At 57.2% G+C, this 18,191-nt stretch carries 18 protein-coding genes, 1 pseudogene and 1 riboswitch; of the genes and pseudogenes, 17 read left to right on the top strand and 2 right to left on the bottom strand.

Annotated features, from left to right (window positions below):
• The first annotated feature begins 221 nt into the window (after positions 1 to 221).
• The gene (locus BUB44_RS04160; protein ID WP_051617869.1) at positions 222 to 983 is read left to right on the top strand and encodes a fumarylacetoacetate hydrolase family protein; all 762 of its coding nucleotides are present in this window, start codon (positions 222 to 224) and stop codon (positions 981 to 983) included.
• A gap of 34 nt (positions 984 to 1,017) precedes the next feature.
• On the opposite strand, the gene BUB44_RS04155 is transcribed toward BUB44_RS04160, so the two are convergent.
• The gene (locus BUB44_RS04155) at positions 1,018 to 1,530 is read right to left on the bottom strand and encodes a DUF6125 family protein (RefSeq protein ID WP_027355814.1); all 513 of its coding nucleotides are present in this window, start codon (positions 1,528 to 1,530) and stop codon (positions 1,018 to 1,020) included.
• A 196-nt stretch (positions 1,531 to 1,726) separates the two neighbouring features.
• Positions 1,727 to 1,973: riboswitch (cobalamin riboswitch) on the top strand.
• Positions 1,974 to 2,091: 118 nt separating this feature from the next.
• On the opposite strand from BUB44_RS04155, the gene thiC reads away from it, so the two are divergent.
• The 15 genes and pseudogenes from thiC to BUB44_RS04075 all read left to right on the top strand — a co-directional run bounded on the left by thiC (position 2,092) and on the right by BUB44_RS04075 (position 16,046).
• The gene (thiC, locus tag BUB44_RS04150; RefSeq protein ID WP_073163429.1) at positions 2,092 to 3,390 is read left to right on the top strand and encodes a phosphomethylpyrimidine synthase ThiC; all 1,299 of its coding nucleotides are present in this window, start codon (positions 2,092 to 2,094) and stop codon (positions 3,388 to 3,390) included.
• Positions 3,391 to 3,393: 3 nt separating this feature from the next.
• Positions 3,394 to 4,668, top strand: a complete 1,275-nt coding sequence (gene bzaB, locus BUB44_RS04145; protein WP_073163427.1) for a B12 lower ligand biosynthesis ThiC-like protein BzaB — start codon at positions 3,394 to 3,396, stop codon at positions 4,666 to 4,668.
• Positions 4,669 to 4,726: 58 nt separating this feature from the next.
• On the top strand, positions 4,727 to 5,743 hold the full coding sequence (locus BUB44_RS04140) for a methyltransferase (RefSeq protein WP_073163425.1): 1,017 nt from the start codon (positions 4,727 to 4,729) through the stop codon (positions 5,741 to 5,743).
• A gap of 16 nt (positions 5,744 to 5,759) precedes the next feature.
• Positions 5,760 to 6,326, top strand: coding sequence for a DUF2284 domain-containing protein (locus tag BUB44_RS04135; protein WP_165611003.1), 567 nt, complete (start codon positions 5,760 to 5,762; stop codon positions 6,324 to 6,326).
• A gap of 124 nt (positions 6,327 to 6,450) precedes the next feature.
• Positions 6,451 to 8,070 carry a B12-binding domain-containing radical SAM protein gene (locus BUB44_RS04130; protein ID WP_073163423.1) on the top strand — a complete coding sequence of 540 codons (1,620 nt, stop codon included), beginning with the start codon at positions 6,451 to 6,453 and terminating at the stop codon, positions 8,068 to 8,070.
• Positions 8,071 to 8,234: 164 nt separating this feature from the next.
• Positions 8,235 to 9,377 carry an MFS transporter gene (locus BUB44_RS04120; protein ID WP_242655835.1) on the top strand — a complete coding sequence of 381 codons (1,143 nt, stop codon included), beginning with the start codon at positions 8,235 to 8,237 and terminating at the stop codon, positions 9,375 to 9,377.
• Between the two features lie 92 nt (positions 9,378 to 9,469).
• Positions 9,470 to 9,865 (top strand): helix-turn-helix transcriptional regulator, encoded by a 396-nt coding sequence (locus BUB44_RS04115; protein WP_027355810.1) that lies wholly within the window; start codon positions 9,470 to 9,472, stop codon positions 9,863 to 9,865.
• A 50-nt stretch (positions 9,866 to 9,915) separates the two neighbouring features.
• Positions 9,916 to 10,728, top strand: coding sequence for an extracellular solute-binding protein (locus BUB44_RS04110; RefSeq protein WP_073163418.1), 813 nt, complete (start codon positions 9,916 to 9,918; stop codon positions 10,726 to 10,728).
• A gap of 123 nt (positions 10,729 to 10,851) precedes the next feature.
• Complete coding sequence (locus BUB44_RS04105; RefSeq protein ID WP_073163416.1) at positions 10,852 to 11,820, top strand: sulfite exporter TauE/SafE family protein; 969 nt, start codon at positions 10,852 to 10,854, stop codon at positions 11,818 to 11,820.
• Positions 11,821 to 11,939: 119 nt separating this feature from the next.
• Complete coding sequence (locus BUB44_RS04100) at positions 11,940 to 12,167, top strand: heavy-metal-associated domain-containing protein (RefSeq protein WP_165611002.1); 228 nt, start codon at positions 11,940 to 11,942, stop codon at positions 12,165 to 12,167.
• Positions 12,168 to 12,473: 306 nt separating this feature from the next.
• Positions 12,474 to 12,689: a hypothetical protein gene (locus BUB44_RS04095; protein ID WP_073163412.1), complete on the top strand. Its 216-nt coding sequence runs from the start codon at positions 12,474 to 12,476 to the stop codon at positions 12,687 to 12,689.
• Between the two features lie 99 nt (positions 12,690 to 12,788).
• Entirely contained in the window at positions 12,789 to 13,844 is a 1,056-nt protein-coding gene (gene arsB, locus BUB44_RS04090) for an ACR3 family arsenite efflux transporter (RefSeq protein WP_027355806.1), read from the top strand.
• Positions 13,845 to 13,964: 120 nt separating this feature from the next.
• A complete protein-coding gene (locus BUB44_RS04085; RefSeq protein ID WP_027355805.1) occupies positions 13,965 to 14,204 on the top strand; it encodes a thioredoxin family protein in 240 nt (79 codons plus the stop codon).
• Between the two features lie 18 nt (positions 14,205 to 14,222).
• Positions 14,223 to 14,608 (top strand): annotated as a pseudogene (locus tag BUB44_RS16095) (putative zinc-binding protein).
• A 265-nt stretch (positions 14,609 to 14,873) separates the two neighbouring features.
• Positions 14,874 to 16,046, top strand: a complete 1,173-nt coding sequence (locus BUB44_RS04075; RefSeq protein WP_073163534.1) for a permease — start codon at positions 14,874 to 14,876, stop codon at positions 16,044 to 16,046.
• A gap of 106 nt (positions 16,047 to 16,152) precedes the next feature.
• Here the strand turns inward: BUB44_RS04075 and BUB44_RS04070 are convergent, their stop codons facing one another.
• On the bottom strand, positions 16,153 to 16,398 hold the full coding sequence (locus BUB44_RS04070; protein WP_073163410.1) for a hypothetical protein: 246 nt from the start codon (positions 16,396 to 16,398) through the stop codon (positions 16,153 to 16,155).
• Positions 16,399 to 16,744: 346 nt separating this feature from the next.
• Between BUB44_RS04070 and BUB44_RS04065 the strand changes: the two genes are divergently transcribed.
• Complete coding sequence (locus tag BUB44_RS04065) at positions 16,745 to 17,959, top strand: tungsten cofactor oxidoreductase radical SAM maturase (RefSeq protein WP_073163408.1); 1,215 nt, start codon at positions 16,745 to 16,747, stop codon at positions 17,957 to 17,959.
• The last annotated feature ends 232 nt before the right edge of the window (positions 17,960 to 18,191 follow it).

Genomic DNA, 18,191 nt, shown 5'->3' with positions numbered 1-18,191 from the left:
CACACCATAAGCCTTGCGGATCAAGTTGGCGCTCAATTTTGGGTCTCCGGAAGTGTTTCCGACTCATTTGGCTCTCCGCTCTTCAGGCGCCGGCCCCGGCTATCCAGGGTCCCGGGCCCGCCTTCGTCCTTGCCGGAAGGTGAGAGCTCCGGGTGAAAGAGTGTCAGGACTGTGGTAAAATAACACTGGAAAATCAACGCTGTAAACAGGGGTGTTTTTTTGTGCGTATTGGCCGCTTTCATTATGAGGGACAGACTTTTTTCGGCATAGTTGATGGTGACACGGTTCTGCCTGTGGCCGACCCCTTTCAATCTCTGGAACCGGTCCCGGGACGGCGGTTTGCCCTGGCGGAAGTGGAACTGCTGGCGCCCTGCCTGCCCACAAAGGCGGTATGTGTGGGGCTTAATTACCGGGATCACGCCCTGGAGCTGGGCCTTTCCCTGCCGGAGGAACCGGTGCTGTTTCTCAAACCGCCCACAGCTGTAACCGGTCCGGGAAAACCTGTTGTTTATCCTGCCATGAGCCGGCAGGTGGACTACGAAGCCGAGCTGGCGGTGGTGATGGGGAAAAAGGCCTGGCAGGTGCAGGAGGAAGAGGCCGCGGAATACATTCTGGGGTATACCTGCGCCAATGATATTACTGCCCGGGACCTCCAGAAAAAGGACGGGCAGTGGACCCGGGCCAAATCCTTCGACACCTTCCTGCCCCTGGGGCCCTATATCGTCACCGGCCTGGATCCGGGGGACAGGGAAGTTTCACTTTACCTCAACGGGGAGAGAAAGCAGCACTCCTCCACCTCACAGCTTATTTTTCCCGTATACCGGCTGGTCAGTTTTATTTCCCATATTATGACCCTTTTGCCCGGGGATGTCATCCTTACGGGTACTCCCGCCGGGGTGGGGCCGGTACAGCCGGGCGATCAGGTGGAGGTGGTTATATCCGGCATCGGCCGGCTGGCCAATGTGATCGTGTCGGGCGCCTAGCTGACCGCCGGCGCCCGGCACGGGTGAAAGCCGTTCAGTCGATCCAGAATTCCCAGGCGCAGTAATATTCTTCCGGGTGCTCGTCGGGCGGGCAGCAGACGCAGCGGGTTTTAATGCGCGGGTCGATGGCCCGGGCAAACTCCGTATATTCCACCAGCCCCACGGTTTTGCAGGGGAAGTCGGGCAGGTTTTTCCTTTTGCGGGCCGACTGCACCCGGCAGTCGTTCATGCGGAAAATAATCCGGTTCTCGTCCACATCGACAATTTCCTGGCGGTTGAGCAGGGCGTACAGGCGGTATCCCAGCGCCTTTTTTAATGCCGGGATGCCCCCGTTTTCCGGGATGCCGTGCAGCTTCATGATCCGCCTGGCTTCGTTGACCGTGAATTGTTCCCAGGCGGCCGCATCGGCCCTGATGGCTGCCTCCATGCCATGCTCCCGCTCCACGGCCTGGAACCACAGCCCGTCGTGGGCCAGCCAGCGCTTGGCAAAATCGCTCAGCACGGCCAGCAGTTCTTCCCTGGAAAGCCCGGCAAACTGGTTGGCCATAGCCTCTCCCTACCTTTCTTTAAAATAATTAATTTGTTAATCTTTTTTAAATAATATCATTTTTATGTGTTCATTTCCAGAGCCGCGGTTGGTAAATCATAACCGGTTTCCCGGCCCGCCGGAGGGGTTGATTTTGAATCTCACGGAAAATTTTTCTTGCCCGCCCCGGGCCGGCTGTGTTAAAATAGACCCTGGATAATTGAATAGTCAAACAGGTGCCCCATGAAGGGGAGAATAGGGAAGTCCGGACGGGTGGCATACCACCCGGAAACGGCGCGGTCCCGCCACTGTAGTCGGGGAGCTTGTCCCGGTCACTGGCCGCAGGCATTCACCGTGTACAGCTGCAGGTAAGAAAAGCAGCGCGGTTGAACGCCGGCCGGGAAGGCCGGGGGGAAGGGCAATGATCCGTTAGCCAGGAGACCTGCCTGTTTGAAGTGTGGTCGCCCTCGTGCGAAAGGGCGGCCGTGCGCGGAGGATGATGGTAAAGTCCTCAGCCAGAAAGTTTTTGGCTGGGGACTTTTTATTTTACCTGTTATTTTACCTGCCTGGAGGTGGTTATAAATGCCGACGCAAATGGCCAGGGCCCTGGCCGGGGAAATTACCCCGGAAATGAAAAGGGTGGCCGGCCGGGAAGGGGTGGACCCGGAATTTGTCCGCCGGGGAGTGGCGGAAGGTACCATTGTCATTCCCCGCAACCGCAGGAGAAAGAACATCGATCCCGTGGGCATCGGAACAGGACTTCGGGTGAAGGTAAGCGCCAGCGTGGGCCTGGCAGGGCCCGGTGATACCATCGAGGGGGAAGTGGCCAAGGTGCGCGCCGCCGTGGAAGCCGGGACGGACGCCGTCATGGACCTGAGCGTATATGGGGATATAGACGGTGCCCGGCGGGCCGTGCTGGCCGCAACCACCACGCCCGTGGGTACCCTGCCCGTGTACCAGGCCCTGGCGGAAGCCCGGGAGAAGTACGGGGCGGCGGTCAAAATGAAGGTGGACGAGATGTTCGAGGTCATCGAGCGGCAGGCGGCCGACGGGGTGGATTTTCTGGCCCTGCACTGTGCCACCACGTTGCAGACCCTGCGGGCGGCAAAGAAACACCGCCGCGTCGATTACCTGGTCAGTCACGGGGGCAGCCATTTAATGGGCTGGATGATTTACAACCAGAGGGAAAATCCCCTTTATGAGCATTTCGACCGGCTGCTGGAGATCTGCCGCCGCTACGATGTTACCTTGAGCCTAGCCGACGGCTGGCGTCCGGGCTGCCTGGCCGATTCCCTGGACGCGGCCCAGGTGCAGGAGCTGGTGGTGCTGGGGGAACTGGTGGCCCGGGCCCGGCAGCAGCAGGTGCAGGTGATGGTCAAAGGACCGGGGCACGTCCCCCTGGGGCACCTGAAGGCCACCGTACAGCTGGAAAAGCAGCTCTGCCACGGGGCGCCCTATTTTGTCTTCGGCCCGGTGGTTACGGACATCGCTCCGGGATACGACCACATTACGGCGGCCATCGGCGGGGCCCTTGCGGCCTGGGCCGGGGCGGAATTTCTCTGTTACGTCACCGCTGCAGAGCACCTGGGACTGCCCGGTGTGGAGCAGGTGCGGGAAGGGGTCGTTGCCGCCCGCATTGCCGCCCATGCGGCCGACGTGGCCAGGGAGCCCCGGGCGGCGCAGTGGGACCTGGAAATGTCCCGGGCCCGCAAGGCCCTGGACTGGGACAGGCAGATCGAGCTGGCCATTGATCCCCGCCGGGCTGATGCCCTGCGCCGGGAGCGCAGCCGTGGTTCTCACCGGGCGTGCGCCATGTGCGGCAGGTACTGCGCCATGCAGGTGGTCGGGGAATATCTGGGCAAAGAGCAGGGGGTGTGTTAGGTTATGACCCAGTTACTGGCAGCCAGGAAGGGCTTTATTACGCCGGAAATGGAGGAGGCGGCCCGGCAGGAGGGAGTAGATCCGGAATTCATCCGGGCCGGGGTGGCTGCAGGTACAATCGTCATCCCGAAAAACAGGCTGCGGAAAGGAATCCGGACCTGCGCCATCGGGCGGGGCCTGCGGACCAAGGTAAATGCCCTCATCGGCACTTCCAGCGACCGGGACGACCCGGAGATGGAGGCCCGCAAAATTGAAGTGGCCATTTCCGCCGGGGCCGATGCCATTATGGACCTCTCCACCGGGGGGGACATCGACGGCATGCGCCGCGTTAGCCTGGAAAGGGCCACGGTTCCCGTGGGAAGCGTGCCCATCTACCAGGCGGGCATTGAGGCCATCGAAAAGAGGGGCGGTATTGTGGCCATGACCCCGGAGGACATGTTTGAAGCCATAGAAAAGCAGGCTGCCGCGGGCGTTGATTTTATGGCCATTCACTGCGCCCTCAATTTTGAGGTGGTGGAGCGCCTGCAGAAAACCGGCCGGGTGACGGACATCGTCAGCCGGGGCGGCGCCTTCCTCACCGGCTGGATGCTGCACAACAGGAAGGAAAATCCCCTCTACGAGGATTTTGACCGGGTTCTGGACATCCTGCGGGAGTACGACGTCACCTTGAGCCTGGGCGATGCCATCCGCCCCGGGTGTATTGCCGATTCCCTGGATGGTTCCCAGATCCAGGGCCTGCTGGTGGCCGGCGAACTGGTGGCCCGGGCCAGGGAGAAAGGGGTGCAGGTGATGGTGGAGGGGCCGGGACACGTGCCCATACACCATGTGGAGACCACCATGCTCCTGCAAAAACAGCTCTGCCACCAGGCTCCCTATTTTGTCCTGGGTACCCTGGCCATTGATGTAGCCCCGGGATACGACCACATCACCGCGGCCATCGGCGGTGCCCTGGCCGGGGCTTCCGGGGCGGATTTCATCTGCTACGTCACCCCGGCGGAGCACCTGGGCCTGCCCACGGAAGAGGACGTGCGGGTGGGGGTGATGGCCGCCCGCATTGCCGCCCACGCTGCCGACATTGCCAAAGGCGTCAGGGGGGCCTGGGAGTGGGATTTAAAAATGGCCCGGGCCCGGGCTTCCCTGGACCGGGAGGCTGTGGCCGGCCTGGCCATCGACCCGGCCCTGGTGCGCTGTTACCTGGAGAAAGAAGAAGGAGAACTCTGCAGCGCCTGCGGCGATGAGTGTGCCCTGCGGCTGGTCAGGGAATATTTCCGGCTGTGAAAAAATCCGGCAGTTGAACACTGGCCGGGCAACACGGCATTTTCGAGGTGACGTGTAAATGTGTAGCGATGAAGCGCGTTCTTCTTCCGGCGGCTGGTATATACTGCATATTTGCCGCGGCCACTGGGCGGCCCATACGCTCTTTACCGCCGTGGACCTGGGCCTCTTTGATGTCCTGGCCCGGGGCGCCCGGACTGCTGCCCGGGTGGCCGCGGCCCTGGGCACCCACCCGGAAGCCACCGCCCGCCTGCTGGTCGCCCTGGAGGGGCTGGGGCTGGTGGAAAGGGAGGGCGAGTTTTACCGCAACGCCCCACTGGCCAGCCGCCATCTGGTACGGGGAAGGGACGCCTACCTGGGCCATGCGGTGCACCACTTTGCCAACCTGGCCGAAGGGTGGTCCCGGCTGGGCGAAGCCGTGCGCACCGGCCGCCCGGTGGGTTTCGAGGCTGTGGAACGGGCCAACTATGAAGAGCGCCTGCGGGACTATATCCTGGCCATGGGGGACCAGGCCCGGCTCAAAGCGGAGCAGATGGCCGCCGTGCTGGATTTAAGCGGATGCGAACGCTTACTGGATTTGGGAGGCGGGCCCGGGGTGTATACCGTTGCCCTGTTGAAGAAAGAGCCCGGGGTGCGGGCCACCATCCTGGACCTGGCTCCCACCCTGGAGATCACCCGGGAATTGATGGAAGCGGCGGGGGTTCTGGACCGGGTGGAGCTATGTGCCGGGGATTTCACCAGGGACGAGCTGGGCGAAGGGGTTTACGACCTGGTTCTGGCCTCCAATGTGGTGCACATTTATGACGCCGCCACCAACCGGCAGCTCATGGAGCGGGTCTTCCGGGCCCTGCGCCCGGGCGGGCAGGTGGTGATCCACGATTACGTCCTGGCTGAAGAGCCCTCCCTGGAAGCCGCCCTCTTTGACCTGAACATGCTGGTGGGTACCCTTACCGGTCGGGTGTACAGCGTGCAGGAAATGGGCAACTGGCTGGAGGACACCGGTTTTGTGGATGTGACTTACCACCCCCTGACCCCAGGCAGCGGGTTGTTAAAAGGGAGAAAATGGAATGACAAATAGAAGGGAGGAAGAGTCCTTGACAGTAACTTTTAACAACAGGGGCGGGCCCGTTGCCGGGCCGGTTGAAGCCGTGGCCCTGGATGATCTGGTGGAGCATCTCTACCGGGTGGCCCGGGAAGCCGGGGCAACGGAAACCAGGGTAATAGATGTCAAAACGGTCACCGTGGCCCCCTGGGTGCGCTGGAAATGCCAGTACGGCTGCCCCGGCTACGGCAGGAGCCTTACCTGCCCTCCCTTCAGCCCCCGGCCCGAGGAGACGGAAAAAGTGCTGGACTGTTACCGTACGGGCCTTCTCTTTCTGGCCCCGACATCCTGGCTGGTACGCTACCTGGCCGCCCACCTGGAGCACCTTGCCTTCCGGTCCGGTTATTACAAGGCCTTTGGGCTGGGGGCGGGGCCGTGCGGCCTGTGTGAAGAGTGCAATACGGGGGGTGCGTGCCGCCGCCCCGGGGAGGCCCGCCCTTCCCTGGAGGCCTGCGGCATCGATGTCTTCCAGACGTTACGCAACAACGGCCTGAATTTAACCCCGGCCCGGGAGCCGGACGAACCCTGCTCCCGGGTGGGGCTGGTGCTCTTGGAGTAAAAACCGCCTTGTTAACTGCAAAGACAGCGACGAGGCACAGCTGTCACCCGTACCAGAGAACCGTGGGTGAAAATAGCTGCTGAACATTACCTTATAACATTACTTCCCGGAGAGGTGAGCTGCCATGCGGGTTTTACTCCTCAACCCACCCCTGCTGACCGATCCCTATACCGATGACCTGGTGGTCAACGCCCCCCTGTCGGCCTGCCTGCTCACCGGTTACGCCGGGGCCTGTTTAAAGCAGGCCGGATTGGACGTAGCCGTTATGGATGCGGACCTGGCCGGGCTGGACGTGGAGGCAACCAGGGAGCAGCTGCTGGCCGAAGACTTTGATTTGCTGGGTGTGCACTTAAAATTCCTGTGGGGACGGACGGCGGAAATAATGACCATGCTGCAGGAGATCAAGCGGGAGAAACCCCACATCCACCTCAATCTCTACGGCCACTACCCCACCTTTGCCTGGGAACCGCTGTTGCGGCAGTTTCCCTTTGTGGATTCGGTGGTTCTGGGCGAACCGGAGCTCACCCTCACGGATCTGGCCCGCTGCCTGGCAGGCCTGGACAAAGGGTTCTGGCAGGACACTGCAGGGCTGGCCGTGAATGGCGAAGGGGGCCCGGTGCAAAACTCCCCGCGCTGTGCCATCACTGACCTGGATGCCCTGCCTTTCCCCCTGCGGCCTTCTCCGGAGCTGGCCGCCCGGCGCAACATGCACAACTACATCCTGGGCAGCCGCGGCTGTTTTGGCCGCTGCACTTTCTGCTACCTCAATTCCTTTTACGGATCCGGAACGGTCTGGCGGGGGCGCAGCCCGGAAAATATCGTGGTTGAAATTGATGAGGTATACAAGGCCACCGGCAACCCTTCCTTTTACTTTGCCGACGCCAACTTTTTCGGCCCCGGGGAAAGGGGGCGGCGGCGCGCCCTGGAACTGGCCGGCCGGTTGAGGCAGCTGGACTTCCCCCTGGTTTTCGGCCTGGAATGCCGGTCCTCCGATGTGGATGAGCGGGTGTTCTATTCGCTGGTGGAGGCCGGCTTGCGGGATGTGTTCCTGGGTGTGGAAAGCGGCGCCCAGAGCGCCCTGGACCGTTTTCAAAAGGGCACCACCGTGGCCCAGAATGAAAGGGCCATTACTATCCTGCGCCGGCTGGGCCTGAACATCTCCCTGGGTTTCATTAACTTCGATCCCGGTACCACGCTGGAAGAAATTCGGGAGAACCTGGACTTTCTGCAGCGCATGGAACTGCTGGACTGCCCCTCCACCACCGCCCACCTGTTTTTTCACCGCCAGGTCGTCCTGCGGGGTACCCCGGCCTACAACCAGCTGCTGGCCCGGGGTCAGTTGAGGCCTGTGGGGTTTACTGCCCATGAGGGGGAATATACCATTGCCGACGTCCGGGCGGAAGCGGTGGCCCGGGTGATGGGTGCTGTGGCCCGGAGGGTGCTGGAGAATACCGGAGGCGAAGATATGTACACCGCCAGGGGGCCGAAGGTGAGCTGCTGCGGGAGAGTGGGCGATGAGGGCCGCAGCGGTTTGGGTGAAGGTCATACTGCCGGTGGCGGCAACCGTTCCATCCCGGCCCATGTCCGGCGGCAGGAAATTTTCCGGTGGTTGAATCTTTTCCTGCAGGACTTCCTTTCCCGCCTTCTGGATGCCGCCGGCAGGGGAGAACTGAACCTGGGTACGGTGGCCGGCTATGTCGCGGCGGGACATACGGAAATAGAGGAGATCGTGAGAAACTCTTAGCAAAGCTGCCTGAAGGCGGCTTTTTTTTCGGTTACAGCCGGTGGCAGCGGCAGCGGGGCCTGTATTTCCCATGAACTATTTGCCGGCAGGGAGTAAAATTGTTTTATGTAACAGTAAAATAAAAGCGTTACGTAAGTTTTAACGGCAGAAAGAAGGCGTGCTTTTTGGAACCTGTAGCAAGTGCCACTGAACAAGGAAGATCCCATCTGATGTTCATCAGCCTGGTTAATTTTTTGCTCAATTTTGCCGTGCAGGGCTCCCTTATCTTCATCCCCCTGCTGGGGGCCCAGCTGGGGGCCAGGGACTGGCAGATCGGCCTGGTGGGGGCGGCTTACGGGACGGCTTTTTTATTTTCTTCCCTGTTTTGCGGCTGGAAATCCGACTCGCTGGGAAGGCTTTTGTTTGTGCGCCTGGGGCTGGCCGCCAGCGGTGTGACCTTTGCCGCTCAACTGCTGGCGCACAGCCTGCCGGTACTGATCCTGGTGCGCTCCGCCGTGGGACTATCCCTGGGGATCGCCACGGCGGCGTTAATCGCCTATGCCTTTGAGTCCGGCGCCGATATGGGCAAATTCAGCTCCTACGGTTCCCTGGGGTGGATTTGTGGAGCCCTGGGAGCGGCGCTGCTCAAGGAATTCAACCTGCTCTTCATTACCAGTTTTGCCTGCTCCACGGCCGCATTTATTTTTTCCCTTACTTTCCGCGAGTCCGGTACGGTTCATAAAAAAGTACGTCCCGGGCTGTGGCAGGTAATACGCCGGAACTTCCAGATCTACCTGGCCGTATTCCTGCGCCACCTGGGAGCGACAGCCGTGTGGATTATCCTGCCCCTCTACTTCTCCTCCCTGGGTATGAACAGGTTCTGGATAGGTCTCCTCTGGGGGACCAACTTTGCCGTGCAGTTTCTGGTTATGCGTGTTCTGGAGCGGTTTAACGAAAATAAAGTGTTTGCCTTTGGCCAGCTGCTCTCCATCGGGGTTTTTACAGCTTACGCCTTTATAACCGCGCGGCCGGCTCTCCTGGCGGTGCAGGCGCTCCTGGGGGTGGCCTGGTCCTGCCTTTATGTGGGTGCCCTGCTGATTGTCCTGCGGAGCGGGGAAGAAAGGGGCACCGCCGGAGGTATTTTTCAGTCCACCTTGAATCTCTGCAACGCCCTTGGTCCCTTCCTGGGCGGTTTGATTGCCGAGTTATGGGGATACCGGGGAGTGATGCTCTTCGCGGCCGGGCTGGGGGTGGCCGGCCTGCTGGTAGCTGTACCATCCGCCCGGGAAGTTCCCGGAGCAGCAGGTTCGGTGAAAAAACAGTTTTAATGAAGCATAACTGCTCCTTGCCGTTGTGAGCCGGTTATGTTATTATATTTTTAACCATAAGTGCTTATTGCAAATAGATGAGGTGTATTATTATGTGCAAATGCAGTTGTTCCTGGAATTTTACAGCAGACCGGTTGCTGCTGCCGGTACTGCTGTTTCTTTTGCGGTTGAAACCTGCCCATGGCTATGAGCTTATTCAAAAGCTGGCGCAGCTGGATTTGCTGGAAGGGGAAGTGGACCCGGCTACGGTGTACCGCAATTTGCGCCGCATGGAACAGGAAGCACTGGTGGTCTCCAGCTGGGAGGCAACGGGGACGGGGCCTGCCCGCCGCAAGTATACACTCACTTCCAGGGGGGAGGAACTGCTGGATGAGTGTATGCTGGCCGTACGCAGGCAGAAGGAAAAACTGGAAAAGTTCATCCGGCTTTATGAAAATGAATGCAGGCCGGATCTTCAGGGGGGTGAGAGCTGTTTGCCGCAGGGATAGCTCTGGCTGTAATTCTGGCCGGAGTTTTATGGTGGAGGTGTGTGTGAATAATGTCACGAATCTCCTTTCGTATTCTCCATGCCGGGGCCCTGCGCAGGCCCATGGGGGAATGCAGCCGGGTTTTTAAAGAGCGCTACCCGGATCTTCCCGTGGAGCTGGAGTCGGCGGGATCCCGGGAATGTGCCGCCCGTATTTTTAGCGGAGGCATATACGATGTGGTAGCCCTGGCCGATACGGCCGTATTTGCCAGCTGGCTGGTGCCCGACTATGTGGACAACTATTATGTCTTTGCCACCGACCAGATGGTGGTGGCCTTTGACCGCTATTCCCGGGGTAGCGGAAAAATTACCGGGGATAACTGGATGGATGTGCTCCTTTCCCCCGGGGTAATCTACGGCCGTTCCGACCACAACCTGGACCCCTGTGGTTACCGGACGTTGATGGTCTGGCAGCTGGCGGAAAAGTTTTACGGCCGGCCGGGGCTTTACAAAACCCTGAAGGACCGTTGTTCCCGGATATATCCCAAGTCCATCGATTTAGCCGGGGCGCTGGTGGAAGGAAGGGTGGAATATGCATTTTTATACTCTTCCGTAGCCCGCCAGCTGGGCCTGTGCCAGGTGAACCTGCCCTCCCGGATCAATCTTTCCAGCCCCGCCCTGGCCGGTTATTATGCCACGGCCAGCGTTACCCTGGAGGGCAGGAAGCCGGGGGAGCGTGTGCTGCTTACCGGGGCGCCCATCGAGTTTGCCGTGGCGGTACCCCGCAATGCCCGCTATCCCGTGGAGGCCCGGTGGCTGGTTGAATTTATTACCGGGGCAGAGGGCCAGCAAATCCTGGAGAATTGCGGCCTCATCCCCTGCTAGCCTGCCCGGCCGGAACTCAACCGGCAGTGGGCCGGGAGATAGCCACCCACCCCTCGCCAGGCCGGCTGCGGTAATCTCCCCGGATGACAATCCCCAACTTTTTGGGTAAAGGAGGTTTGGCCCATGCATTTCCCCGTGTCCGGTGTTGACGTTTTCCCCCTTATACCCCCGCTGGTAGCTTTCCTGGTTTCTTCGATTACGGCCTCGGCCGGGGTGTCCGGAGCCTTTCTGCTCCTGCCCTTTATGGTCAGCGTTCTCGGCTTTACCACCCCGGCCGTCAGCCCCACCAACCTGATCTACAACATTGTGGCCATCCCCGGGGGGCTGGCCCGTTACATAAGGGAGGGGCGCATGGCCTGGCCCCTGACCTGGGTGGTGATTATCGCTACCTTGCCTGGAGTTTTCGTCGGCGCCTGGATCCGCATCCGGTACCTGCCCGACCCGAAAGCCTTCAAGTTTTTTGTGGGCCTGGTTTTGCTCTACCTGGGCGTGCGCCTGCTGTACGAAACCACCGGCCGTTACCTGAAGAGCAAAGAGCAGACCAGAAATCTGGAGAAGAAGTTCCGGGAGCGGGTGCAGCAGATTAAAGAGGAATCGGCAGGCCGTATTGCTGCGGGTCTCCCCCCCGAGGCGGTGGTTAAAACCCGCTCGGTGTCTCTGCGTAAAATTGAATATGATTTCTGGGGGGAAACCTTCTCCTTCAGCACCCCGGTTGTTTTTACCCTGGCCCTGGTAGTCGGCCTGATCGGCGGCATTTACGGCATCGGCGGGGGAGCCATCATTGCCCCCTTTGTGGTCTCCGTCCTGGGGCTACCCGTATACACCGTTGCGGGGGCCGCCCTGGCCGGAACTTTTCTCACCTCCATTGCCGGGGTTATCGTTTACCATTTACTGTCTCTTACGGCAGCAGGGGCTCAGGCCGGCGTTTCCCCCGACTGGCTGCTGGGGGCGCTTTTCGGCGCGGGTGGCCTGCTGGGTACCTACTTTGGAGCCTACCTCCAGAAATATTTACCTGAACGGCTGATCCGGGGGGTTCTGGGTTCCCTGGTTACTTTTCTGGCAATAAGTTATATAATGCAGTTTTTTATGTAAAAATTGTCGTGTATTATTCATTGAAAAGAAAAAGACATTATGCTAACATGGGCTCAGGTTTAATTAACCTGCTGATTAAAACAGACACTGGTTTTTACCCCCTGAAGGGAGCAATGGCGGTGGGCAGTGAAAACCTGGTCCTGCGCATCGAGGGTATCCGCTCCGAGGATGACCGGCTGGAAGTGAAAAGGATTCTGGAAGGTATAGAGGGGGTCAGCTGGGCCTGCGTGGACGCAACGGCCGGCACGGTCGTGGTCATATTTGATCCCGACCATACCTCCCAGGATGAGCTGATTAATGCGGTCATGGAAGCCGGATATGCGGTTAAGCGGTTTTTCAACGGTTAAAAAACGTATGCCGGGTGAGCGGGTTATGGGGCCTGCCGAATTCGGAAGTGGAAGGGCGTTTTACCTTGCCCCAAAATTAATCAAATTTGATTGACATAAGCCGGGGAGACACTGGTTTCCCCGGCTTTAACAGGTAGCTACGAGAAAAGAGCGGCGCAGATGCCGCTCTTTTTTGAATCGTGAGTCCATGGTGATGTTGGAAGGATGCTAGAAATTATGCCCATTGTATTAGATTAATAGCATATAGTATAATAATGATGATTTTGTAGTGGGATGCAATTACTCAAAGGGGAGGTGTTTGCACTGTTGCAGGATTGCCGTAAGTGCGGTCTGGCGGTGTCCGATGCTGCGGAGCCGCAACAAATCCGCTGTTATGCAAGCGGAAGGTTGATACCGCCTGCTGATCAGCTGCACCGGTGGCAGTGCCTTTATTACATGGAGCCGGTTGTGGAGGACGGGAACGTACTTACGGCCGAGCAGCTTTACCTGATCAAGCAGGCCGAACTGGATGCCCAAAAATGAAAATTGCCCATGGGTTAGCACCCAGCGGGTGTTTTGCTGTTCAGTGGGCAAATTAAGGCAGGGTAATCCTGAAGAAAGAGATAACAGGAGGTAGCAAATATGGCTCAATCCGTGACGCGCAGGCTTTCCTTCTTTGACCGTTACCTGACCCTCTGGATTTTCCTGGCCATGGCCGTAGGTGTGCTGGCGGGCTACATATACCCGCAAATTGCCAGTTTCTGGGGCAGGTTTCAGGTCGGCACGACCAGCATACCCATTGCCATCGGACTCATCCTGATGATGTACCCGCCCCTGGCGAAAGTCCGTTACGAAGAACTGCCCGCAGTCTTCAGCAATAAAAAGGTATTATCCCTGTCCCTGATCATGAACTGGATTGTCGGTCCGGTGGTTATGTTCTCCCTGGCCGTCCTGCTGTTGCGCGATAAACCGGATCTGATGGCCGGGGTTATCCTGGTGGGGCTGGCCCGCTGCATAGCCATGGTTCTGGTCTGGAACGACCTGGCCGAAGGCAGTCCCGAATACGCCGCGGGGCTGGTGGCCTTTAACGCCATCTTCCAGGTACTGACCTATTCTATTTACGCCTATATATTCCTGACGGTAATTCCTGCCTGGCTGGGCCTTTCCAGCATAGCGGTGGATGTTTCCATGGCTGAAATTGCCAGGAGCGTTTTTATTTACCTGGGCATTCCTTTCCTTGCGGCCATCATCACCCGTACCACAATGGTCCGCGCAAGGGGGCGGGACTGGTACGAGCAGAACTTTATTCCCCGGATCAGGATGATTACCCCGATTGCCCTGTTGTTTACCATCCTGGTGATGTTTTCCCTGAAGGGTGAAGTGATAGTAACCCTGCCTGTGGATGTGATCCGGGTAGTCATCCCCCTGACCATATATTTTGTTTTTATGTGGCTGGTCACCTTCTACCTGGGAAGAATGATCGGGGCGGATTATGCGACCACCACCACCCTTTCCTTTACTGCCGCCAGCAACGATTTCGAACTGGCCATCGCCGTGGCCGTGGCGGTCTTCGGCATCAACTCCGGCCAGGCCTTTGCCACCGTCATCGGTCCCCTGGTGGAAGTACCCGTGCTGATCAGCCTGGTTAACGTGGCCCTGGCCTTCAAGCGCAGGTATTTCGCCCATGAATTGCGCTGAGCTTTAGGTAACTTCCGTTGTTACAAATACCTGCCTGGCGGGAGTTTTGTCTCGCCCTGCGGGGAAAATCTGGCATAATCATGCCTATAAAATCATTAAATCATGGAGGTGCGAGTTGTTATGGAGATCAAGATTTTCGGGCCCGGCTGCCCCAAATGCAAGGCGCTGCATAAGGCGGTGACCGAGGTGGTCAACGAGATGGGGTTGAACGCTGACATTAAAAAGGTGGAAAAGCTGGATGAAATCATGCAGGCCGGGGTCATGCTCACTCCGGGCCTGATGGTCAACGGCAAACTCAAGGTATTTGGTAAGGTTCCCGGAAAGGAAGACATTAAGCGTTACATCGAAGAAGAGAAATAATAAAGGGGGGATGTAGGGATGGCGGATACCTGCACCTGCACTTGCGAGGCGGCCCCGGTGCTTATTTTTCCGTGTTCCGGCGGTTCCAATGTGGGGCAGATTGCCAACCAGGCGGCGGTGGAACTCACCAGGGAGGGGATCTCGGAAAGCTCTTTTGCCTGGCCGGGGTAGGCGGTCATGTGGAAAGCTTCATTGAATCTTCAAAGGGAAACCGGCTGGTGGTCATTGACGGCTGCCCGACGGCCTGCGCCAGAAAAATTTTTGAGCATGTAAATTTGCCGGTGACCGATTATATAGTCGTTACCGGGCTGGATATCAAAAAGAATCATAATTTCGACCTCGAGAGGAAAGACATTGAGAAAGTTTGTGCAGAAGTAAAGAAACGTCTGCAGTGCAACCCTTAAACGAGCGGCGGAGGTGCCTCACGTGGTAAGTCAGGATATTGTTTATACTCATGAAGGTAGCGGGAGAGCCACTCCCCGCTTTTTTTCTGGCCCGACTAATTATTTGATTTTCCTTAATCTTTAACAATTGCCTTATAAGTAGTTGACAATATTATAATAATCTAATATACTCTTTATTAAGGATTCTCCCGGGAGGTGATAGGGTTTCAATTGATCATAAAAGGATGTAATGATTATCTATATTTTGAGGAAAGGAGCGCCGGCAATGAAAGAACGCGACAAATTTCTCTTAATGGTGGCCATTTTCCTGGCGGCTTTTTATATTCCCCTGCATAACCCGCGGGTGCAATCGGCCATCCTGGAGGCGTTTTTTATGCTCCAGGATTACGCCCAAAAACACGTTTTGACCTGTCTGGTACCGGCCTTTTTCATCGCCGGGGCCATCGCGGTGTTTGTTTCCCAGGCTTCGGTTTTGAAATATTTCGGAGCGGGGGCAAATAAAATCTTATCCTACGGCGTCGCTTCGGTGTCGGGTACCGTACTGGCGGTGTGTTCCTGCACAGTATTGCCGCTTTTTGCGGGGATCTACACCCGGGGTGCCGGTATCGGCCCGGCCACGGCGTTTCTTTATTCCGGCCCGGCCATCAACGTCCTGGCCATTATTCTCACTGCCCGGGTGCTGGGCTTCGACCTGGGAGTGGCCCGGGCGGTGGGGGCGGTGGCCTTTTCCATCATCATCGGCCTGCTCATGCACCTGATTTTCCGCAAAGAAGAAAAGGCCAGGGAAGAAGCCGCCCTTCTCCTGCCGCCCCCCCCGGAAGACAGGAGATCTCTGTGGCAGTACGGGATTTACTTCCTGACCATGGTCCTGATCCTGATCTTTGCCGCCTGGGGCAAGCCGGCCCAGCCGGTGGGTTTCTTCAGCGCCGTCTACCAGGTGCACTGGTATCTCACCGTTTTCTTCCTGGTTGTGCTGGCGGTAATATTGAAGCTCTGGTTTACTAAAGACGAGCTGCTCGGCTGGGTGGAGTCCACCTGGGGCTATGCCAGGCAGATCTTCCCGCTTCTGCTGGGCGGGGTGCTGGTGGCCGGCTTTCTCATGGGCCGGCCCGGGGCCGATACGGGGATCATCCCGGCCAAATATATTTCGGCCCTGGTAGGAGGAAACTCCCTTGGCGCCAACTTCCTTGCTTCCATAGTCGGGGCCCTGATGTACTTTGCCACCCTGACGGAAGTTCCTATCCTGCAGGGGCTCATCGGCAGCGGGATGGGCAAGGGCCCGGCCCTGGCACTGCTTCTGGCCGGGCCGGCCTTAAGTCTGCCGAACATGATTGTGATCAGGCAGATCATGGGCACCAAAAAGGCCGCCGTCTATATTTCACTGGTGGTGATTATGTCCGCCATTGCCGGGATGATTTACGGGACCATCTGGGGTTAAATAATTGTTGTACCGGGTGCTGCGCTGTCCGGAGCGGCGCACCGGAAACGGATACCCGGGCCCTTTCTGTGCATGCAGAGCCCGGGTTTTCTTCCTGCTTCACGGTCTAACCGTAGCGTTTCCTGTACTCGGCTACCAGGGCGGCCGCGTATTTTTTCTCCGCGGAGGGCGGTACATAGTTTCTCACCTTAAAACGGGTCAACAGTTCAGCCGCCAGTTTTTCCTCATCTGTCAGCAAAAGACGGGAAACCTCTTCCAGGATCTCGTCCAGACCAAGTACGCCCACCTCGCCGTCGCCCACCAGCAGCTTTTGTGGCCTGGGGGCGCCGGGGTCGCAGCACCCTCTGCCCATGGCAAAACCTCCCCATAATTTTCCCTCGACTATGTTTTTATAGCTATATAGTAAAACACTAATAAGTAGCTGTCAATATGCTCCAATGTTCTATTTACAAGCTGGTTTGCCATGAGTATTGCTGTAGCATATTGTTATGATATCATTAATCAATAAATTATTATATTATAATTTTGAATTAATATTTAAATAGGGTTATGTGTTGTGGCCATTGCAACTGGCACTGGCATGAAAATTGCGCAGCGTTTAATGTTAGGGGAAAACGGGCCGGGATATGTTCCAAAACAAAACAAGTGCTCCATTTTAATATACAAAATGCAGATAAATTAGAACAGGAGGTTGTTGTATGTCCCCCCAGAGACCCATTTCCGTCGCCAATTTTAAGATGGGAAAACCTATTGTCATCACCCGGGAGGGGAACACAACGTTGCCCTTTGATTTCAGCGGGTATGCGGGGGATTCGGGGTTGGTGGATGCTCTGTGTGTTAGAACGGAAGATGGCTTTTTAGTCCTTCCCCGGGTTCCGGATGTTAAAAAATTGTACATTGAGCCAACCACAATATGTAATTTTGCCTGCACCACCTGCATCAGAAATTCCTGGGAAGACCCCCTGGCCCACATGGATTGGGCGGTTTTTGAGCGTATCCTGGACAGCCTTCATCGCCTGTCCGGCCTGGAGTGTGTGCATTTCGGCGGCTTCGGCGAGCCCTTCAGCCACCCCCGGTTGCTGGATATGCTGGAGCAGGTCAAGGCGCGGGGGTACAGGGTCGAGGTAATAACCAATGGTTCACTATTAAATGCCGAAATAATTAATAGATTAATCGATATTAAACTGGACATGATTTTTGTTTCGCTGGACGGTCCGGATGAGGAGGAATACTGCCGCATCAGGCAGGGAGCCGACTTTCGGGGGGTTATGGGGAATATCCATTTGCTGCAGGAGATAAAAAGACAAAGGGGTGTGGGGTATCCGGAACTTGGTATAGAGTTTGTAGCTACCAAAGATAACTACCATAAATTACCACGGTTGGGTGAGCTTGTTGTAAAACTCAAGGCGCGCCGGATGATTGTGACCAATGTTCTGCCCTATAATGAGGCGATAAAGGAACAAATTCTTTACGACATGGAAGATACGGAGATTCCCTTTGACTACCAGTCGTTATTGCTGATGATCCAGGCGGAGCTTCCTTACATGAAACTGCGAACCGACAGGTATTGCAAATTTATCGAGGACAAGTCCATGGTGATCAACCACAGGGGGCTTGTATCCCCTTGCTATGCTTTAATGCATTCGTACCGCTGCTTTATCTACGGCCGGGCCAAGGAAATTCGTCCTTTTTACCTGGGTGATGTAAAGGAAAAATGCCTGGATGAAATCTGGACCGATCCGGCATATATCAACTTCAGGGTGGCTGTTAAAAACTTCAGGTTCCCCTCCTGCACGGACTGCAAGTTTCTGGAAGGTTGTACCATGGCCGATGACAATGAGATGGATTGCTGGGGCAACAGCCCGTCCTGTGCCGAATGCCTGTGGTCCAGGCAAATAGTGGCCTGCCCCTGAGATAAAACTTGCAAAGTGTTTATTCATGAGGTTCCTACCACCGGGCGCCCGGTCAGATACTGGCCGGGCGATTTTGTTCTGCGCCTCTCCCCCGGGTGCAGGTGGAAAAAGCGCAGTATACGTTGAACGTTAGTATAAAAAAAGTTTTTGGCCCGGGAGCGGTGCATTTAAAATTTAAATAACAATCATAAAGGAATTTTTGAGATAATCGAAAATAAAAATATGGTATTAA

The organism is Desulfofundulus australicus DSM 11792, from assembly GCF_900129285.1.
GTDB classification, from domain to species: domain Bacteria; phylum Bacillota; class Desulfotomaculia; order Desulfotomaculales; family Desulfovirgulaceae; genus Desulfofundulus; species Desulfofundulus australicus.
Note: the sequence above shows the minus strand (reverse complement) of the source record. Positions and strands in the feature narration are given on the sequence as shown.

Bases quoted from the DNA above. Each gene is read 5' to 3' on its own strand.
- BUB44_RS04155 (WP_027355814.1), bottom strand. From the start codon at position 1,530: ATGGCCAACCAGTTTGCCGGGCTTTCCAGGGAAGAACTGCTGGCCGTG.
- thiC (WP_073163429.1), top strand. From the start codon at position 2,092: ATGCCGACGCAAATGGCCAGGGCCCTGGCCGGGGAAATTACCCCGGAA.
- bzaB (WP_073163427.1), top strand. From the start codon at position 3,394: ATGACCCAGTTACTGGCAGCCAGGAAGGGCTTTATTACGCCGGAAATG.
- BUB44_RS04140 (WP_073163425.1), top strand. From the start codon at position 4,727: ATGTGTAGCGATGAAGCGCGTTCTTCTTCCGGCGGCTGGTATATACTG.
- BUB44_RS04130 (WP_073163423.1), top strand. From the start codon at position 6,451: ATGCGGGTTTTACTCCTCAACCCACCCCTGCTGACCGATCCCTATACC.
- BUB44_RS04115 (WP_027355810.1), top strand. From the start codon at position 9,470: ATGTGCAAATGCAGTTGTTCCTGGAATTTTACAGCAGACCGGTTGCTG.
- BUB44_RS04110 (WP_073163418.1), top strand. From the start codon at position 9,916: ATGTCACGAATCTCCTTTCGTATTCTCCATGCCGGGGCCCTGCGCAGG.
- BUB44_RS04105 (WP_073163416.1), top strand. From the start codon at position 10,852: ATGCATTTCCCCGTGTCCGGTGTTGACGTTTTCCCCCTTATACCCCCG.
- arsB (WP_027355806.1), top strand. From the start codon at position 12,789: ATGGCTCAATCCGTGACGCGCAGGCTTTCCTTCTTTGACCGTTACCTG.
- BUB44_RS04085 (WP_027355805.1), top strand. From the start codon at position 13,965: ATGGAGATCAAGATTTTCGGGCCCGGCTGCCCCAAATGCAAGGCGCTG.
- BUB44_RS04075 (WP_073163534.1), top strand. From the start codon at position 14,874: ATGAAAGAACGCGACAAATTTCTCTTAATGGTGGCCATTTTCCTGGCG.
- BUB44_RS04070 (WP_073163410.1), bottom strand. From the start codon at position 16,398: ATGGGCAGAGGGTGCTGCGACCCCGGCGCCCCCAGGCCACAAAAGCTG.
- BUB44_RS04065 (WP_073163408.1), top strand. From the start codon at position 16,745: ATGTCCCCCCAGAGACCCATTTCCGTCGCCAATTTTAAGATGGGAAAA.